Source organism: Phreatobacter sp. GW821-FHT04C01 (assembly GCF_059420385.1).
This window is the reverse complement of sequence record NZ_JBWKTP010000008.1, coordinates 240,248-256,923: the sequence shown is the minus strand read 5'-3', so window position 1 is coordinate 256,923 and position 16,676 is coordinate 240,248. Positions and strand designations below refer to the sequence as shown.

The window sequence follows — 16,676 nt, the reverse complement described above, 5'->3', positions numbered from 1 at the left end:
ATATTTGAACCGCCGGGACCTCAGCCCATGGCCGCCTCGCATATCCTGATCGTCATCATCGCCGCCATAGCGCTGACCATTTTCGCTGAAAAGCGCGGCATCCAGGCGCCCTTGCTGCTGGCGGCGGTCGGGCTCGCGGCATCCTTCATCCCGGGGCTGCCACGCACCCAGCTCGAGCCGGAGGTTATTCTCGGCCTTGTCCTGCCGCCGCTGCTCTATTCGGCGGCGGTCGATTTCTCGTTCTTCAGCTTCATCAAGCGGATTGGCTCGATCCTCAACCTCGGCGTCGGGCTGGTGGTGGTCACCACCGTGGCGGCCGGCCTTGTGCTCGGCTGGGCGCTGCCGGCCCTGTCGCTGCCGGCGGCTTTCATTCTCGGCGCGGTGGTCGCGCCGCCCGATGCGGTCAGCGCCGTTTCGATCGGCCGCAAGCTCGGCCTGCCGAACCGGCTGATGACCATTCTCAAGGGCGAGAGCCTGATCAATGACGCGGCCGCGCTGACACTGTTCAGCGTGGCCGTCGCGGCCGCGACCGGCCGGCACAATTTCATCGACAATGTCACGCTGTACTTCCTCTATGCCGCAGGCGTCGGCACGCTTGTCGGCATGGCGCTCGGCCTGATCGTGCATGCCATCCGGCGGCGGCTCGCCAACCCGACCCTGATCACGGCGCTGGCGATCGTGGTGCCCTTCACCGCCTATGCGCTGGCCGAGGAACTGCATGCATCCGGTGTCATGGCCGTGGTCTTCGCCGGCTTTTCGCTCGGCCATAACGCGACCGACCTGACCTTCGCCGGCCGTATCCAGGAGCGCGAGGTCTGGCGTGTCGTCGACCAACTGCTGGAGGCGTTCGTCTTCGCCTATATGGGATTGCAGCTGCCTTTCGTGCTCGAGGACGCGCGTGCCAGCGGTTTCGACCTGACCAGGCTCGCCATTGCCGCCGGTCTCGTGCTGGCGGTGGTCATGCTGGTGCGCATCGCCTGGGTCATGCTGACGGCGGTGCTGGCCCGCGCGCGCTACCGCCGCCGCTCGGCGCGTCGCGCCAGATCGACGAAGGCCGGCGGCGCGAAGCGATCCTTGGCCGAGCCCTTGAGCTGGCGCGAGAACCTCGTCCTGTCCTGGACCGGCATGCGCGGCGTCGTGACGATCGGCGCCGCGGCTGGCACGCCCTTGCTCACCGTGGCGGGCGAGCCATTGGCCGGCCGCGAGGCGATCCTGCCGATCGCCTTCACGGTTGCCATCGCCACCTTGCTGCTGCAGGGGTTGACGCTGCCCTGGCTGATCAGGCGGCTTGATATCGGCGACGAGCGCGAGGCCGATTATGCGCGCGAGCAGATGGCGCATGCCCGCAGGACCATCGATCAGGCGACCGTCGAGGTGCTGGCCGAATTGCGCGAGCAGGACAATCCGGAGGTCGATATCCGGGTCGCCACGCAATTGCTGCGGCGGGCGCGGCGGGTGGCCGAGGCTCATGACGACGACCTGCCCGACGGCAATATGGCCAGGATGGTCAAGCGGCACGACAAGGTTCTGATCCTCGCCGGCGCGGTGCTGGCAGGCCAGCGACAGGCGCTCATCGCCGAACGCGACGCCGAGCGGCTGGATGACGAGATCCTGCGCCAGGTGCTCGAAGATATCGATCTCGAACAGGCGGTCATCGCCCGGCGCACCGAGCGCGCGGCAGGCGGCTGACGTCAGTTGGCTTGCGGCCCGGCCGCTTCGAGGAAGGGCTGGGTGATGCCGGCGACCAGGTCGGCCCGGGTCAGCATGCTGAAATGGGTCGTGGCCGGCAGCACCGCGAGCCGGGCATCCGGCAGGTCCGCAAGCCCGCCGCCCGCACCGCCGCCAAGCAGGCGGAACATCTCGACGGCGTGCTCGGTGCGGACCAGATCGGAATCGCCCGTCAGGATCAGCGTCGGCGCCCGGACCGCGGCGACAGCGTCGGTCCAGTCGTAGTCCCGGGCGAGCAGGTCGCCGAGCTTGCCGACCAGCACGGGCCAATCCGCAGGCCGCGGCGCGACCTCGGCATAGAACTGGTGCATCAGGCTGCCGGTCATGGCCGCCGCATTGTCGGTCGTCAGCTCGGCCATGCCCGCCAGTGCTTCGGGAAACCAGCCGTCGCGCCGGAACGGGGTCGAAGCGACCACCAGTCTGCGCACCAGTGCCGGGTGGCGGATCGCTGCCTGCAGGGCGACGCCGCCGCCAAGCGAAAAGCCGAAGAGATCGGTGGCCTCCAGCCCGAGCTGCTGGACCAGGGCCGCGATGTCGTCGGCCATCGTCTCATAGCGCATCGGCCGGTCGATATCGGCGGTGTGGCCGTGGGCCTGCAGCTCGACGGCAATCACCTGTCGTTTCCGGGCCAGGACCGGCAGAAGCTGGCCGAACAGCATGCCGATGGTACCGAGCCCGCCATGCAGCAGAACCATGGGTTCTCCCGAGCCGTGGACCTCGTAATAGAGCTGCAGGCCATTGATCGCGGCATAACCGATCCTGACGGCCGGTCGCGGGCATTCGGCGAGCGGGCGCGGCCCGCTCGTTTCGGCGCGGCCGAGGCGTGGCGCGCCAAGCGACAATCCGGCGGCCGCGGCATTGGCGATGAAGGTTCGTCTCAGCATGGGGATGGTCCTGAACCCGTCGAAGGAAGCCGGGGAGAGAGGCAGCACAGGGCGCGACGTGAGCCCGGCAGCACGGTTCGCGCCGGGCGGCGACGGCTGACGAGGCGGAAGCCAGCCGATCATCGCGCCGCCGGCTGCATCGGGCGGGCCGCTCTGCCCCGGACGATGTCCTGCGGCGGGCCGGCTACGGCCGGAGCATCGCAGGCGACGGTCATGATCTGCGTGACGGTGGTGAGCCGGGTTCTGCCGTCGATATCCTCGAAGCAGTGCGTCTCGACCAGGCTCATGTCGTGGCCGGCGATGCCGAAGGTGTTGACGATGCGTTCGGGCGTGACAACCTCGAGATAGGTGCCGGCGAAGCGACGGACCGAACCGTCAGCGCCTTGCTGCTCGATCCGCCAGGAGCCACCGGGCCGAACATCGAGGGTGCGGACAACGGTCTTGAAACCATGCGGTCCCCACCAGCGCGCGACATAGCGCGGATCGGTCCACGCCCTGAAGACCCGCTCGCGCGGCGCGTTGAAGGTGCGGGTGAGGGTAACGGCCGCCTCTTGCGGGTGACCGGCTTGAACGACGGGCGTCATGGCAATCTTGCCTCCGGACCGGGCGCATCGCGGTGGCGATCGCGCTCTGTCCCAAGGACGAATGGAAGCCCGGGTTTTCGACAGCGCCCACGTCTTTTTTCGAGCGAAAATGGTCGGCGCGGGTAAGCCGCGTGGCGGGCGCCCACCATGTTGCGGTTCGAGCGACCGCGACGCGCCGGGGCGTCGCGGTCGCGATCACCGGGCCGAGAGAGTGCATTCGGCCCCGGCCGGTCACACTCGCGGCAATCTCGGGGCGATCAGGCCTCGGCCGCGGCCTTCATGCTGGCGAGACCGGCCTCGAAATCCTTGCCGACCATCCTGTCCATGTTGAGGAACAGGCCCATCAGCTTGAACATGAACGGGCTCGGCCCCTGCATGACCCAGCGGACCTCGGTCGCCTCGCCCTTGGGCACCAGCGTGAACTCCGCGCTGTTATGGGCTTCGAACGGCTTGAAGAAGTCGAGCTTGATCCGGATCCGCGACGGCGGCGCGGTATCGATGATTTCCATGCGGCCCTGGCCGACCTCCTTGTTGCCTTCCCAGGCATAGACGGCGCCCTGGCCGGTGGGCGGGCCGGAGCGGCTGCGCTTCATCGCCGGGTCCTTCTTTTCCCAGGGCGACCATCGGGCCCAGCTGTCGAAATCATTGATCAGCGGAAAGATCTTGGCCGCCGGCGCGTTGATCTGTGTGCTGCGCTCGACGCTGAACGTATCGGGCCGGGTCGCGGCGTAGATCAGGATGGCCGCGATGAGCACGACCAGGATGATGAGAATGACTGACAGGGTGGACATGGATCTCTCCGATCGGATGTTCGAGATTAGCGTCGCAGCGGCAGCAGCGCGCGCAGCCGCGCGTCGCGCAGGAAAAGTCCACCCCAGGCGAGGATGCCGAGATAGATGCCGAAGAAGGTATGGCTGAACAGCGGGCTGTCGATGCGGACATGGCTGGCGATGGCGCCGCCGAGCAGGCCCGTCAACAGCACCGCGCCGAGGATCGAGGTCTTCGGTATGGCATAGAGAATGGCGCAGGCCAGGACGATGAGCCCGATCGGACGGGCGACGCTGTCGGAATAGCCGAGTTCGGCGAGGGCCGTCACCACCGGTTCGATCTTGATCAATTTGATTGTCGTGTCGAACAGCAGGAACAGGATGACCAGGCCGCTCAAGGTCCACCCGATGCGGTCCATCGTCTTCGAGGTCGGTGCCGTGTCGCTCGCCGATTGCATGATGTCGTCTCCGGAATTCGTCAAACGGAAGCCCGGATCCGCGCCGGCCCGGCGAACCGGGCCCCTCGCTCCGGGACCATGCCCCAAGGACGAACGGGACGGCGCCGATCCGACAGGTAGCCGGCTTTTTTTTGAAGTTTTTTTATCCAGGGATGTTTCGCCCGGGAATCGCTTGCCCGGGCATCCCGGCACCGGCCAGGCCGTCCTTCAGGAGACGGTCGAGATGCATCCGGATATGAGCGGCTTCGGTCGCCGAATTGGCCAGCGCGATGGCCCGGTTGAACGCGGTTCGTGCATCCGCGGTGCGGCCGAGTTCGCTCAGGAACGCGCCCTTCACGCCGAAGAAGTGAAAATAGCCGGAAAGCCTGTGTTCCAGCGGCTCGATCATGGCGAGCGCCGCCGCGGGACCGTGCAGCTTGGCGGTGGCGACGGCCCGGTTGAGCGTGACCACCGGCGAGGGCTGCAGCCGCTCGAGGCCGGCATAAAGCAGGTCGATGCCGGCCCAGTCGGTCTCTTCCGGCCGCGCGGCGCGGGCATGCAGCGCGGCGATCGCCGCCTGCAACTGATAGGGACCCGGGCGCCGGTGACGCATGGCCTTGTCGATCAGGGCCAGGCCTTCGGCGATCATCTTGGTGTTCCAGAGGCCGCGGTCCTGCGCGTCCAGCAGCACGATGTCGCCGGCCTGGTCGAAGCGGGCCGGGCTGCGCGCATGCTGGAGCAGCATGAGCGCCGCGAGGCCCATCATCTCCGGTTCGGTCGGGAACAGGCGGATCAGCAGGCGGGCGAGCCGGATCGCCTCGTCGCACAGCGAGCGCCTGACGTCGCCGGCGCCGTCATTGGCCGAGTAGCCCTCGTTGAAGATCAGGTAGATCATCGCGGCGACCGCCGCGAAGCGCTCGGTGCGCTCGACCGCGCCAGGGGTCTCGAACGGCACCTTGGCCGTTGCGATCCGGGCCTTGGCGCGGGTGATCCGCTGCTCCATGGCGGCTTCCGAGACCAGGAAGGCGCGGGCGATCTGCCTGACGGTCAGGCCGCAGACGACGCGCAGCGCGACCGCGATCTGTTGGGTCGCCGGCAGGTCGGGATGGCAGCAGATGAACAGCAGCCGCAGAATGTCGTCGCGGTAGTGGGCACCGTCCAGCCTGTCGGCCAAGGCCTCCTCGGCGTCGTCGAGATCCGAGATGGCGGCTTCCTCGGGCAGCGGTGCCTGCTTCCTGGCGCGCCGGGTCGCGTCCAGCGCGACGTTGCGGCCGACCAGGATGAGCCAGGCGGCGGGGTTGCGCGGCGGACCGTTCTGCGGCCAGGTGCGCAGCGCCCTGAGGCAGGCCTCCTGAAAGGCCTCCTCGGCGGTGTCGAGATTGCGAAAATAGCGCAGCAACGCGCCCATCGCCTGCGGGCGGCTCGATGTCAGCGCGGCATCGATCCAGGAGATATCCGTCACGTCGCGCCGCTCCCGGGAATGAAGACCGCGGTGGGGCGGATCTCGTAGGAACCGGTGCCGGGATTGGCCTTGGCGAGATCCTTGGCGACGTCGAGCGCCTCGTCGAGCGAAGCGCACTCGACCAGATAGAAGCCCAACAGCTGTTCCTTGGTCTCGGCGAAGGGGCCGTCGATGACGAGCGGCGGTTCCTTCCGGAAAGTGGTCGCCGCCGTCGTCGGCAGCAACCGGGCGGTCGGCCCGAGCCGGCCCTGTTTGGCGAGCTTGTCGTGGACCACGTGGAGCTTGGCCATGACCGCGTCGTCCTCTTCCTTGGTCCAGGAGCCGACGACGTCTTCATCATTGTAGCAGAGGATGGCGTAGAGCATGGGATTCCTCGTTCTCTCGGGAAGACGAACGAGTACCCCGCTGGCCGACAAGCGGTCGACAAAAAAGTCGAGAGAGTCAGGTGGCGGAGGAAGGTCGGCATTTGGCTTGCGCCGGGCAGCGAGCGAAAAGTGCCGACAAATCAACCCTCTCCCAGAGGGAGAGGGTGACCGCGGAGCGGGCGGGTGAGGGGACGTCCGTCCCAGGATTGGGACCAAGGCTCACGCCGCATGCCACCCCATCCGGAGATGGACGACCCCTCACCCGGCGCCTGACGGCGCCATCCTCTGCCTCTGGGAGAGGGTCGATTCAGCACCTGAATCAGCGGTCTCCCTCCGGCACGAAACCGAAGCTCTCGTCGTGGATTGGGGCACCGGAGAACCCGACGACGCTCCTTCGATTCTTCGTGCGTGTTCCGTGAACCCCGCCCTCAATCGTAAGTCAGCAGCGTGTCCACGACCCGGTCGATCAGTGCCCGGCTGCGGGCGTTCACCGCCACCAGTGCATTGGGCGTGGTGGCGTTGCGCATATTGGTCGCCGCCACGCTCTTCAGGTTGCGCAGGTCGCAGACCGTCATGCCGCGGGTATAGGTGCCGTTGAGCTCGATGCGCGCGGAGGTGTGGAGATAGTCGATCAGGCTGTCGTCGACATAAGGCACGATGGCGCAGACGTCGTGCATGGGCGCGACCGTCAGGCCATAGCCCTGCCGCTGCTTCTCCAGATAGAAGGCCATGAGGTCGGCGAGCACGCCGGCGACCTTTTTGCCGGAGCCGCGCATGCGGTCGATATCGCCCTGGTCGAAACCGGTCTGGCGGGTGACGTTGTAGCCGACCATGCGCAGCGGGATGCCGCTCTCATAGACCGCCCAGGCGGCCTCGACATCGGCGAAGATGTTGAATTCGGCGACCGGCGTGATGTTGCCCAGCGTCGTCGAGCCGCCCATCACGGTGATCTCGCGGATCCAGGTCTTCAGCCGCGGCTCGCGGCGCAGCGCCATGGCGATATTGGTTTCCGGCCCGATGGTGGCGAGGATCAGCTCCTCCTTGTGCTGCTCGGCCATGGCGATGATGAAGTCGACGGCGTGGGTCTCGATCACCCGCCGCGTGGGTTCCGGGATCTCGGCGCCGTCGAGCCCGCTCTTGCCGTGCATGGCGGCGATGCCGACCGGCTCCTGGGCCAGCGGCTCGGCGCAGCCCTTGGCGACGGGAATGTCGAGCTTGCCCATCTCGACTACGGCCAGCGCGTTGCGCGTGGTGTTCTCCAGCGAGTTGTTGCCATGCACGCTGGTGACCCCGACCAGGTCCATGTGGCGGGCGGCGAACAGGATAGCGACCGCATCGTCGTGGCCGGGATCGCAGTCGATCAGGATTTTCTGTCTGGCGGCCATGGCATCCTCCCGGCGCGAAATTTCGACTCGGAACCTTGGCCCCGGCATGATCCCGCGCCAACCGCCATTTGCTCAAACCGGCCCCGCGCCGATGAGCGGCCCGATCGGGCGCTCCGCTATGGACATGGTCGCACTGTGCTTTAGGCTTTCGGGCTCGTCATGCCCGACTGTGCCGGTTCGAGTTCCGCCATGCCCGCCGCTTCCGCCCTGGTCATCAATCCCGCCGACGGCGCCCTGCATCGCCGCGGCGCGCGTTTCGACGCCTGGGCCTTGGCCTGGACCAAAGCCGCGGCGACGGTCGACGGGGTGACGGTGAGCCCGGTCGCGGCGGTCAGCCATCTCTTTGCGCGCGCCGGCACCCGCCGCATCCCCGTTGGCGTCATCGGGCCGCGCGACGCCACCGCCACGGAATATGAGCGCGCCCACAGCCTGGGCCTTGCGCTCGCCCAGATCGGCTTCACGGTCATTTGCGGCGGCCGGGCAGGGGCCATGGAAGCGGTGTCGAAAGGCGTGGCCGCCGGTGGCGGCCAGCCGATCGGCATCCTGCCCGATCATGACTGGCGCGAGGCCAATGATCACGTCGCCATTCCGCTGGCCACCGGAATCGGGGAGGCGCGCAACGCCATCATCGCCACCGCCTCCTTCGCCCTGGTGGCGGTCGGCGGCGGCTACGGCACGCTGTCGGAAATGGCCCTGGGGCTCAGGCTCGGCCGGCTGGTGATCGCCATGCCCGAGGCCCACAACGTCGAGGGCGCGGTGGCGCTGTCGGCCATTCCCGATGTGCTCGATTGCCTCTGCCGCCGCTATCTCGACCTGGACGGGGCATGACCGCCTTACAAGAAAATACGTGAGAACAAGAAGTTGAAGCGGCCTTCGGAATCAGGACACGAAGCAACGCCGCCGGAGTTTCAAAAGCCCTGGGAGGATCGTCACATGCGTCACCAAGGACCAAGCCGCCGCCTGACATTGATGGGCGCCGCCTCGGCCGCCGTACTCGCGGCGCCCGGCATCGTCCGGGCCCAGCCCACCACGCTGCGCGCCGTCTGGATGGGCTGGCCGGAAAACCAGGTGACGCCGCTGTTCGACGAGGTGCAGAAGCGCCATGCCGACATCCGCCTGCAGGTCGAGCGCATTCCCTTCACCCAGGTGTTCCAGACCATCGAGGTGAAGCTGAACGGCCGTACGCCGGATCCGGACATCTATATCTGCGACAGCCCGCTGACCGCTTCCTATGCCTCGCGTGGCCACCTGATGGCGCTCGACGGCATGATCGACAAGAGCCGCTTCACCCAGTCCGGGCTCGCCGCGGCGAGCTATGACGGCAAGATCTATTCGGCGCCCTTCGGCTCTTCCATGCAGGTGCTGTTCTACAACAAGGCCATGCTGAAGGCGGCCGGTATCGAGGAGCCCTCGGCCGATCCCGCCAAGCGCTGGACCTGGGAACAACTGGTCGAGGCGGCGAAGAAGATCGCCAAGCCCGCCGACAATGTCTGGGGCTTCGCCTTCGAACAGTCGGAACGGCCCTACCAGCTCCTGCCGCTCGGCCAGTCGCTCGGCGGCAAGGCCCTGTCGGATGACGGCTTCAAGGCCTCGGGCAATCTCGACGGCCCGGCCTTCGTCGAGGCCTATGGCTTCATGCAGAAGCTCTATTCCGAGTTCAAGGTGTCGCCGCCCGGCCAGTTCGATCCGGCGACCACGCCGGAACTGTTCGGTACTGGAAAAGTCGCCTTCTTCTTGGCCGGCACCTTCAACTACGACACGTTCAAGACGCGTTTCCCCGGCATCGATTTCGGCGTGGCGCCGCACCCCTATTTCGCCAAGGGCAAGCCGGTGACACCGACAGGCGCCTGGCATTTCGGCGTCAATCCGCGCACCGCCCACAAGGCGGCGGTCGAGACGGTGGTCAAGGAATTGCTGTCCGACGATCTCCAGGCGCTCTGGTTCAAGCTCCGGCCCTATCCGCCGGTGGTCAAGGCGATCTGGCAGCGCGAGGCGGCGACCTTCAACACCGACATGTGGAAGATCACCCAACACGAACTCGACGCCACCGCCGTGCCGCGGCCGGCGACGCCGGGTTTTCGCGAGTACGAGGACGTGCTCCGGGTGGCGCTGCGCGACATTCAGACCGGCGCCAATGTCCAGCAGGCCCTGACCCAGGCCGCCACCCGCATCGACCGCGAGATCGCGAAGTACAAGGGGTGAGGCGGGGATTGCGGGTGGCTGAGGTCCAACGGGAACCGCGAATGGCGCCTCCTGATCAAACATCTCCCAAAGGGAGAGGGTGGCAGCGTCAGCTGCCGGGTGAGGGGACGTCCACCTCCGGATGGGGCGGCATGCACGACGAGCGTTGCGCGTGGAAGATGGCGGCAGTTCGGAAGCCTCACGCCCCGCACCCGGCGCCTGACGGCGCCCACCTCTCCCTTTGGGAGAGGGTTGATTTGGCTGCGCCTTTCGCTTCCGTGCAGCCCGAATGCCGATCCGAAACCCCACGCCTCGCCAGGCCCGGCCCATGAACAATCGCTGGTGGGTGCCCTATGCCTTTCTCGGCCCGGCGCTCGCCGGCCTCATCCTGTTCCGCTTCACGCCCATCGGCATCGCCATGGTCGGCAGCATTTTCGGCGAGACCATTCGTGGCGACACGGTTTTCCAGGGCCTGAAGAACTACCGTGAGCTGATCGACGATCCGACCTTCTGGGCCTCGCTGACCACGACGCTGATCTTCAACCTGATCGTCAATCCGCTGCAGGTCTTCCTGGCCCTGGTGCTGGCCATGCTGGTGCGCCGCCCGGGCCGGTTCATCGACGTCTTCCGGGCTTCCTTCCTGCTGCCGATGACGGTGTCGATCGCCATCACCTCGGTGCTCTGGAACCTTCTGCTCGATCCGACCCTCGGGCCGGTCAACGGTTTCCTGCGCTGGCTCGGCCTGCCGGCCCAGGCCTTTTTCCGCTCGCCCGACCAGGCCCTGCCGACGCTGATCGCGGTGGTCAGCTGGAAGGGCGTCGGCTACTGGATGGTGTTCCTGCTCGCCGGCCTGCTCGCCATTCCGAAAGAGCTGGACGAGGCCGCGGGCCTCGACGGCGCCACCGCCTGGCAGCGCCTGCGTTATGTCACGCTGCCGATGATGCGCCGGCCGCTCGCCTTCGTGCTGGTGGCCGATACCGCGGCGAATTTCCTTCTGTTCGCGCCGGTCTATGTCATCACCCATGGCGGCCCGAACGGCGCGACCCATCTGCTCATGTTCGAGTCCTACCAGTCGGCCTTCGCCTTCCTCAATCACGGCCGGTCGCTCGCCATTTCCACCGTCATCCTGGTCATCATCCTGGTGACGGCGCTGTTCGAGATGCGGCTGTTCCGTCACAAGGAGGGCGAGGCATGAGGCCCGACGGCACGACCTCGCCCTGGCTCACGGGCCTGCGTTATCTCGCGCTGATCACGGTTGCCGTGGTGCTGCTGCTGCCGATCTACTGGCTGATCATGTCGTCGTTCCGGCCGGCCGAGCAGATCTTCGCCAATGCCGGGCGCTTCGGCCTCGGCACGCTCATTCCCTCCGAGCTGACGCTGGACAATTACCGCCAGATCCTCACCGGCGGCTTCCCGCGCGCCCTGTTCAATTCGATCTTCGTGTCCTTCACGACAGTGGCGCTCGGCATCCTGTTCAACTCGATGGCGGGTTTTGCCTTCGCGGTGTTCGACTTCCGGTTCAAGCGCACGCTGTTCGTCGCCGTGCTGCTGTCCTTCATGATGCCGTTCGAGGCGATCGTCATTCCGCTCTATGTGCTGATGCGCGCGCTCGGCTGGGTCGACACCTATGCCGCGCTGATCGCGCCCGACGTGGCGAGCGGCATCGTCATCTTCCTGTTCCGCCAGTTCTTCGCCCAGATCCCCAAGGAGATCTACGAGGCGGCGCGCATCGACGGCGCGAGCTGGTGGCAGATCTACCGGCGCATGACCATGCCGCTGTCCTGGCCAACCGCCGCGACCGCCTCGCTGATGATGTTCATCCACCAGTGGGACGCCTTCTTCTGGCCGCTGGTGGCGGCGAGCACGCCCGATCTCACCGTGGTTCAGGTGGCAATCGCCCGCAACATGACGCTCGAACAGTCGAACTGGGGCGCGCTCTTCGCCTCGGCCTCGACCGCCATCATGGTGGCGCTGATCCCGTTCCTGGTGCTGCAGCGCTATTACATCCGGACCGTGGCGCTCCAGAGCGACAGGTGAGGGGTGAATAACGAATGGCGATCGGCGAATGGAGCCGTGCGGCCGTCTCAACCACAGCGGGTACTTTGCATGTTGCCGTCAGGATTGCGCATGACGTAAGTTCGACGTCTGGCGGCTTTCCGACCGAAGTCCGCAGCGGCATCCGGCAGTCCCGCAGTTGAAGACATTCGCGATTTTCTATGGTGCCACCGTCGGGCTCGCGCTGCTCTATATCGCCTGGCCGGAGGCTGTACTGTTCCTGGCATTACCGACCCTCGGGCTGGCCTTGCCGCCAATTTTGCTGTCACCCGCGCTCGCTCTCTATTTGACCGGCCTTTGGCCAGCAGTTATCGCGGGGCATGCCGGCCTGTCCCGTCGCGGCGCAATCGGCCTCGGTTTCCTCAGCATCCTCGCTGTGGCCATTGGTCCGGGTCTACTGGCACGGCAAATAGTCCGACGCGATGCGGGGCCGATCATCGCTCAGGATCGCGTGGGCCACTTGGACAGTCCACCTCGCAGGATCGAGTTCGAGTATCCGGCGACGGATGATGGATGGCCTCTCGATCCGCTCAGGACCGCTCCCTGCGACGCACTCTGCCAGACGTTGCTGCTCGACCGCGAGGTCGATGCGGTCCGCATCAATGCCGTCAGTTCGGGTACAATCCGGGCCGCAAGGGTGGTCTATGCCTATCAGGAGCTTGCAACTTGCCCTCGCGCCTATGCCGAGGCGCGCGCCATATTGCCGGCCACCCGTGAGGCGGCCTCTCGCGGGCGCTGTATCGTCGCCACCGTCGACGGGAATTGGACACCTCATGTCAAACTCGTCGTTGCGCGGTTGCCGAAGGGGTGGATCTCGTCTCATCCCTTCCTGCACGACACCGGCAAACTGACGCTTTACGATGTCGTGGTCCTCGAGGCGGGGCAATGGCGGCTGGTGTCCCGGGCGACTGAACTCAGGACTGCGGTGATCCTGATGCCGCTCCTGGTCGGTCTTTGGGTTCCGCCCGAGTTCGACTATCGGGGCTCGTCCGCATTGAAGCTGATCTTGCAATGGGCGCGGGTGCCCTTCGTTATCAATCCGATGGATGTGACGGCCGTCGCACGTGCATCACTCGGTTACCGCGCCGAGATGACGGGGGAACCCGCGCTCCATCGCTGACGGGCCGATACGCGCGCATCCTTGCGCGGTCCGGTCGGCGCGCCCCAGGGACAGGTCTTGCCACACCAGAACGCGTGCCGACCGGGAGGACCTCGTCGAGGCCCTCCCTCACCAGGCGGCGCCGCTCGAGCCGGTACGCGCGAACAACCCGCGTCAGTGCAACGGCTTGATGTTCTGGTTGACGTGAAACAGGTTTCGCGGGTCGTATTTCGACTTCACCGCGACCAGCCGATCGTAATTGGCGCCATAGGTCGCCCTCAGCCTGACATCGTCCCCGTCGTCCATCATGAAGTTCACATAACCGCCACCGGCCGAATAGGGATGCACGGCCTCCCAGGAGCCCTTGGTCCAGCGGGTGATCTCGCCGGCCTTTTGCGGGTTGGCGTCGATGCCGGCGATGACCATCGACCAGGTTGCCTCGCGCGCGTTCCAGGCGGTGTCGCCCTTGCCGACGCGATGAACGGCACCGTCGATCGGGTAGAGATGCATGAGCGACAACGCGCTCGGCAGTTTCCGCGCCTGGGCGATATAGGCGTCGACTGCCTCGTCGGACAGCTCCTTGACGAAGTCGCCGCGCCAGTACCATTGCAGCCCCTTGGGGAAGAACGGATCGAACATCGACTGGAGCGCCGGGAAAGGCATCTCGCCCATCCAGTTGAACAGCGGCGGCGGCAATTCGCCGAGCAGGCGGGCCATCAGCGCCTGACCTTCCTCGGCGGGGCCGTCATAGCAGGAGATGATGGCGCAGGCCTGCTTGCCCTGATGCTCCCGCGGGAACGGATCGACCGGCGGCACGGTCTTCAGGCCGACGAAGGTTCCGAGATCTTCCGGAGCGCCCGGCAGGAATTCCCGGTATTTCCGCATGACGATGCGGGCCTGTTCGATGTCCCAGAACACCGGGCCGGCATAGACCATGCTCACCGGATGAGCCCGGAACAGGAAGCTGGTGACGACGCCGAAATTGCCGCCGCCGCCGCGCAGCGCCCAGTAGAGATCGAAGTTTTCCGAGGCGTTGGCGGTGACGATGCGGCCGTCGGCGAGCACGACGTCGGCTTCCAGCAGATTGTCGATGGTCAGGCCATATTTGCGGGTGAGATAGCCGGTGCCGCCGCCGAGCGTCAGGCCGGCAATGCCGGTGGACGAGACGATACCGGCGGGCACGGCCAGTCCGTAGAGATGGGTGGCATGGTCGACATCGCCCTGCGTGCAGCCGGCGCCGGCGCGCACCGTGCGGGTGGCGGGGTCGACGCGCACGCCCTTCATCATCGACAGGTCGATCACGAGGCCGTCGTCGACGCTGCCGAGACCGGGACCGCTGTGGCCGCCGCCGCGAATGGCGATCGCGAGATCGTTGTCGCGGCCGAAATTGACCGCCGTCACGACGTCGGCCGCATCGGTGCAGCGGGCGATCAGCAGCGGGGTCTTGTCGATCATGCCGTTATAGAGGCTGCGCACCGCGTCGTAGTCGGCATCGGTCCGCTTGACGACCGGACCGCGCATACTCGCGGTGAAGGTTTCGGTGGCCATGGCTTGCATGATGTCCTCCCACTTCCACACGATGATCGGCCTGTTAGACTGGAGACTGCGCCGCTTCCCGGGACACGGCAAGGCACCGACGCGTCCTCGAATCGACGCCCTGGACGGGATGTGACCGGGCCTAGGCGGCCGGCGGCCGTGATGTCACGCGCACATCGACCGCCATATCGAGAAACGCGCCGTTCGCCCCGAAGAAGCCGCCGACGACCGGCATGGCCTGGCCGATGTCGCGGGCGACCGCCACGGGGATCAGGTTGAAGCCGCCAACGCCGCGATTGGTTGGGTCGAAAGTGATCCAGCCGGCGCCAGGCACGAAGACCTCCGCCCAGGCATGGGTCGAGCCGGCGCCGGACGTGCCCAAGAGGTCCTGATCGGGATTGTAGAGATAGCCTGAGACGATCCTGGCGCCGAAACCGAGCACGCGCACCGCCTCGACGAACAGCACTGCGAAGTCCCGGCAGGAGCCCCAGCCGCGATCGAGCGTCTGGATCGGCGACTGGGTGCCTTCGTCTTCCCGGCTCTGATAGGAAATCCAGCCGGCGATACCGGCGCTGAGATCCTTGAGCAGGGCCAGCGTGTCGGTGGGATGGGCGGCGACGAAGGCCTGCGCCCAGTTGCGCAGGCGCGCGTCCGGATCGGCATATTGCGGCACCGCCAGCGCGCCGAGGTCGGTCCACTCGTCGTCGGAATAGCGGAATGGAAAGAAGATCGCCGATGCGGCGATGTCGAATACCGGCCAGGCGGTCGCGCCGAGCGCGACAGCGGCCCGGCTGTCGATCGTCAGGTGGTCGGTCATCGCCTGGAAACTCGCGGTCGCCACCGCATTGCCCTGGATATCCTGAGCCCAGGTCATGGTCGCGGCCGGAGTTACCGTCACCTCACTGGCGATCAGCCTGAGATCGCGGCTTTCGCGCGGCCGCAACATCAGGCGATGCGGCCCGAGGCCGACCGGTTCGCGGTAGCGGAAATGCGTTCTGTGATGGATGGCGAGCGTGATCAACCGATGCTCCGACAGGTCGGAATGGGTGACAGGCGCGGGCGGCCGTTCATTCGCGGGCGGACGGCGGCGCGCCCTTCGTCATAATGGCATCGAATTGTCCAAAAAAGACGATTAAAAAATCGGCATTTGCACTAATATTACCAAGACATGGATGCGGTGAATCAAAGAAATAAATCAAGACATCTTGTTTTCCTGTTCGGCATCGTCCATATTGGGTAGGTCGATAGACGGCCAGATAACTTGGCCTTGCGCCGAAGCAATTTCGCGCCGAGCTGATAATTTCTCACCCGAAAATGCGATTTCGACGGCCTGCGGCACCGTGGGCAAGCAAAACCTATAGATGTGAAAGGGTTTCCCATGGCTACGGGGACCGTCAAGTGGTTCAATGCCCAAAAGGGCTTCGGCTTCATCCAGCCCGATGACGGCGGCAGCGATGCCTTTGTCCATATCAGTGCCGTCGAGCGTGCCGGCATGGGCGATTTGCGCGAAGGTCAGAAATTGGGCTTCGAGCTCGTTTCCGACCGCAAGACCGGCAAGATGTCGGCCGACAATTTGAAGGATCTGGCCTGATTGCACTGCCGGCGACCGACGGATTTCCGTCGAACCGCCCGGCATTCGGCAACGCCAAATGAAGTTGACCGCGGATGTACCGGCAATTTCTCTGATGGCGATGCGACAGCATGATGCCCGACAAGGCGCCTGGCGCCTTGATTGGCCCCGCACCTCGTGAAGGTCGCGGGGCCTTTTATTTCACGGACCCCGGAGGGCTCGGCTGAGCCGTGCGCGTGGCGTCCCGCAACCCGAAAGGCCAGCTCGATCGTGCGATATCTCGGCGGCATCTCGGGAAGCGGCGTGGTGAAGTGCGCCGGCAAGGGGGAGGTGCGTGCCTCCTATGATTTCGATGGTTTCTTCAAGGAGCCGGGCGGCGTGACGGGGTGCGGCGAGATCCGGCTCGATCCCGCGGCCCTGAAGGATGTATTCGGCCGCGACGACGTCCAGCTTCTCACCGATGACGGACGCTTGCTCGATCTAAGGTTCTCCGAAAAGGAACTGCGAGCGGCCAGCGACGTTGCCCATGTGGACGTTACGGGGCAATTGCCCGACGCTTCGCACTATTGGCGTCATTGAGCGCCAATCTGCCTGCAGTACCGCGAAGCATTTCTCCGCAAACG

17 protein-coding genes are annotated in these 16,676 nt (G+C 66.0%); 8 read left to right on the top strand and 9 right to left on the bottom strand.

Features of this window, described 5'->3' with window-relative positions:
* The first annotated feature begins 27 nt into the window (after positions 1–27).
* Positions 28–1,689: a Na+/H+ antiporter gene (locus AC07WJ_RS26960; RefSeq protein ID WP_494937772.1), complete on the top strand. Its 1,662-nt coding sequence runs from the start codon at positions 28–30 to the stop codon at positions 1,687–1,689.
* Between the two features lie 2 nt (positions 1,690–1,691).
* On the opposite strand, the gene AC07WJ_RS26955 is transcribed toward AC07WJ_RS26960, so the two are convergent.
* The 7 genes from AC07WJ_RS26955 to AC07WJ_RS26925 all read right to left on the bottom strand — a co-directional run bounded on the left by AC07WJ_RS26955 (position 1,692) and on the right by AC07WJ_RS26925 (position 7,612).
* Positions 1,692–2,612: an alpha/beta fold hydrolase gene (locus tag AC07WJ_RS26955; RefSeq protein WP_494937771.1), complete on the bottom strand. Its 921-nt coding sequence runs from the start codon at positions 2,610–2,612 to the stop codon at positions 1,692–1,694.
* A 119-nt stretch (positions 2,613–2,731) separates the two neighbouring features.
* Positions 2,732–3,196: an SRPBCC domain-containing protein gene (locus tag AC07WJ_RS26950; protein ID WP_494937770.1), complete on the bottom strand. Its 465-nt coding sequence runs from the start codon at positions 3,194–3,196 to the stop codon at positions 2,732–2,734.
* A 257-nt stretch (positions 3,197–3,453) separates the two neighbouring features.
* Positions 3,454–3,987 carry an SRPBCC family protein gene (locus AC07WJ_RS26945; RefSeq protein ID WP_494937769.1) on the bottom strand — a complete coding sequence of 178 codons (534 nt, stop codon included), beginning with the start codon at positions 3,985–3,987 and terminating at the stop codon, positions 3,454–3,456.
* Between the two features lie 26 nt (positions 3,988–4,013).
* Positions 4,014–4,421, bottom strand: a complete 408-nt coding sequence (locus tag AC07WJ_RS26940) for a DoxX family protein (RefSeq protein WP_494937768.1) — start codon at positions 4,419–4,421, stop codon at positions 4,014–4,016.
* A gap of 142 nt (positions 4,422–4,563) precedes the next feature.
* Positions 4,564–5,862, bottom strand: coding sequence for an RNA polymerase sigma factor (locus AC07WJ_RS26935; protein ID WP_494937767.1), 1,299 nt, complete (start codon positions 5,860–5,862; stop codon positions 4,564–4,566).
* Positions 5,859–6,227: a YciI family protein gene (locus tag AC07WJ_RS26930; protein ID WP_494937766.1), complete on the bottom strand. Its 369-nt coding sequence runs from the start codon at positions 6,225–6,227 to the stop codon at positions 5,859–5,861. The genes AC07WJ_RS26935 and AC07WJ_RS26930 overlap by 4 nt, the downstream gene beginning before the upstream one ends.
* A gap of 428 nt (positions 6,228–6,655) precedes the next feature.
* Positions 6,656–7,612, bottom strand: coding sequence for a nucleoside hydrolase (locus AC07WJ_RS26925; RefSeq protein ID WP_494937765.1), 957 nt, complete (start codon positions 7,610–7,612; stop codon positions 6,656–6,658).
* 189 nt (positions 7,613–7,801) lie between these two features.
* On the opposite strand from AC07WJ_RS26925, the gene AC07WJ_RS26920 reads away from it, so the two are divergent.
* The 5 genes from AC07WJ_RS26920 to AC07WJ_RS26900 all read left to right on the top strand — a co-directional run bounded on the left by AC07WJ_RS26920 (position 7,802) and on the right by AC07WJ_RS26900 (position 12,968).
* Entirely contained in the window at positions 7,802–8,440 is a 639-nt protein-coding gene (locus AC07WJ_RS26920; RefSeq protein ID WP_494937764.1) for an SLOG cluster 4 domain-containing protein, read from the top strand.
* 105 nt (positions 8,441–8,545) lie between these two features.
* Positions 8,546–9,814, top strand: a complete 1,269-nt coding sequence (locus tag AC07WJ_RS26915; RefSeq protein WP_494937763.1) for an ABC transporter substrate-binding protein — start codon at positions 8,546–8,548, stop codon at positions 9,812–9,814.
* A gap of 307 nt (positions 9,815–10,121) precedes the next feature.
* Positions 10,122–10,988 (top strand): carbohydrate ABC transporter permease, encoded by an 867-nt coding sequence (locus AC07WJ_RS26910; protein ID WP_494937762.1) that lies wholly within the window; start codon positions 10,122–10,124, stop codon positions 10,986–10,988.
* A complete protein-coding gene (locus AC07WJ_RS26905; RefSeq protein ID WP_494937761.1) occupies positions 10,985–11,830 on the top strand; it encodes a carbohydrate ABC transporter permease in 846 nt (281 codons plus the stop codon). Before AC07WJ_RS26910 ends, AC07WJ_RS26905 begins: the two co-directional genes overlap by 4 nt.
* A gap of 157 nt (positions 11,831–11,987) precedes the next feature.
* Positions 11,988–12,968 (top strand): hypothetical protein, encoded by a 981-nt coding sequence (locus AC07WJ_RS26900; RefSeq protein ID WP_494937760.1) that lies wholly within the window; start codon positions 11,988–11,990, stop codon positions 12,966–12,968.
* Positions 12,969–13,121: 153 nt separating this feature from the next.
* On the opposite strand, the gene AC07WJ_RS26895 is transcribed toward AC07WJ_RS26900, so the two are convergent.
* Positions 13,122–14,504: an FAD-binding oxidoreductase gene (locus AC07WJ_RS26895; RefSeq protein WP_494937759.1), complete on the bottom strand. Its 1,383-nt coding sequence runs from the start codon at positions 14,502–14,504 to the stop codon at positions 13,122–13,124.
* A 121-nt stretch (positions 14,505–14,625) separates the two neighbouring features.
* Positions 14,626–15,504: a transglutaminase family protein gene (locus AC07WJ_RS26890; protein WP_494937758.1), complete on the bottom strand. Its 879-nt coding sequence runs from the start codon at positions 15,502–15,504 to the stop codon at positions 14,626–14,628.
* 357 nt (positions 15,505–15,861) lie between these two features.
* Here AC07WJ_RS26890 and AC07WJ_RS26885 point away from each other — a divergent pair, with 357 nt between their 5' ends.
* Together AC07WJ_RS26885 and AC07WJ_RS26880 are read left to right on the top strand one after the other, a co-directional pair.
* A complete protein-coding gene (locus AC07WJ_RS26885; protein ID WP_494937757.1) occupies positions 15,862–16,074 on the top strand; it encodes a cold-shock protein in 213 nt (70 codons plus the stop codon).
* 249 nt (positions 16,075–16,323) lie between these two features.
* Positions 16,324–16,632, top strand: coding sequence for a hypothetical protein (locus tag AC07WJ_RS26880; protein WP_494937756.1), 309 nt, complete (start codon positions 16,324–16,326; stop codon positions 16,630–16,632).
* Positions 16,633–16,676: the final 44 nt, after the last annotated feature.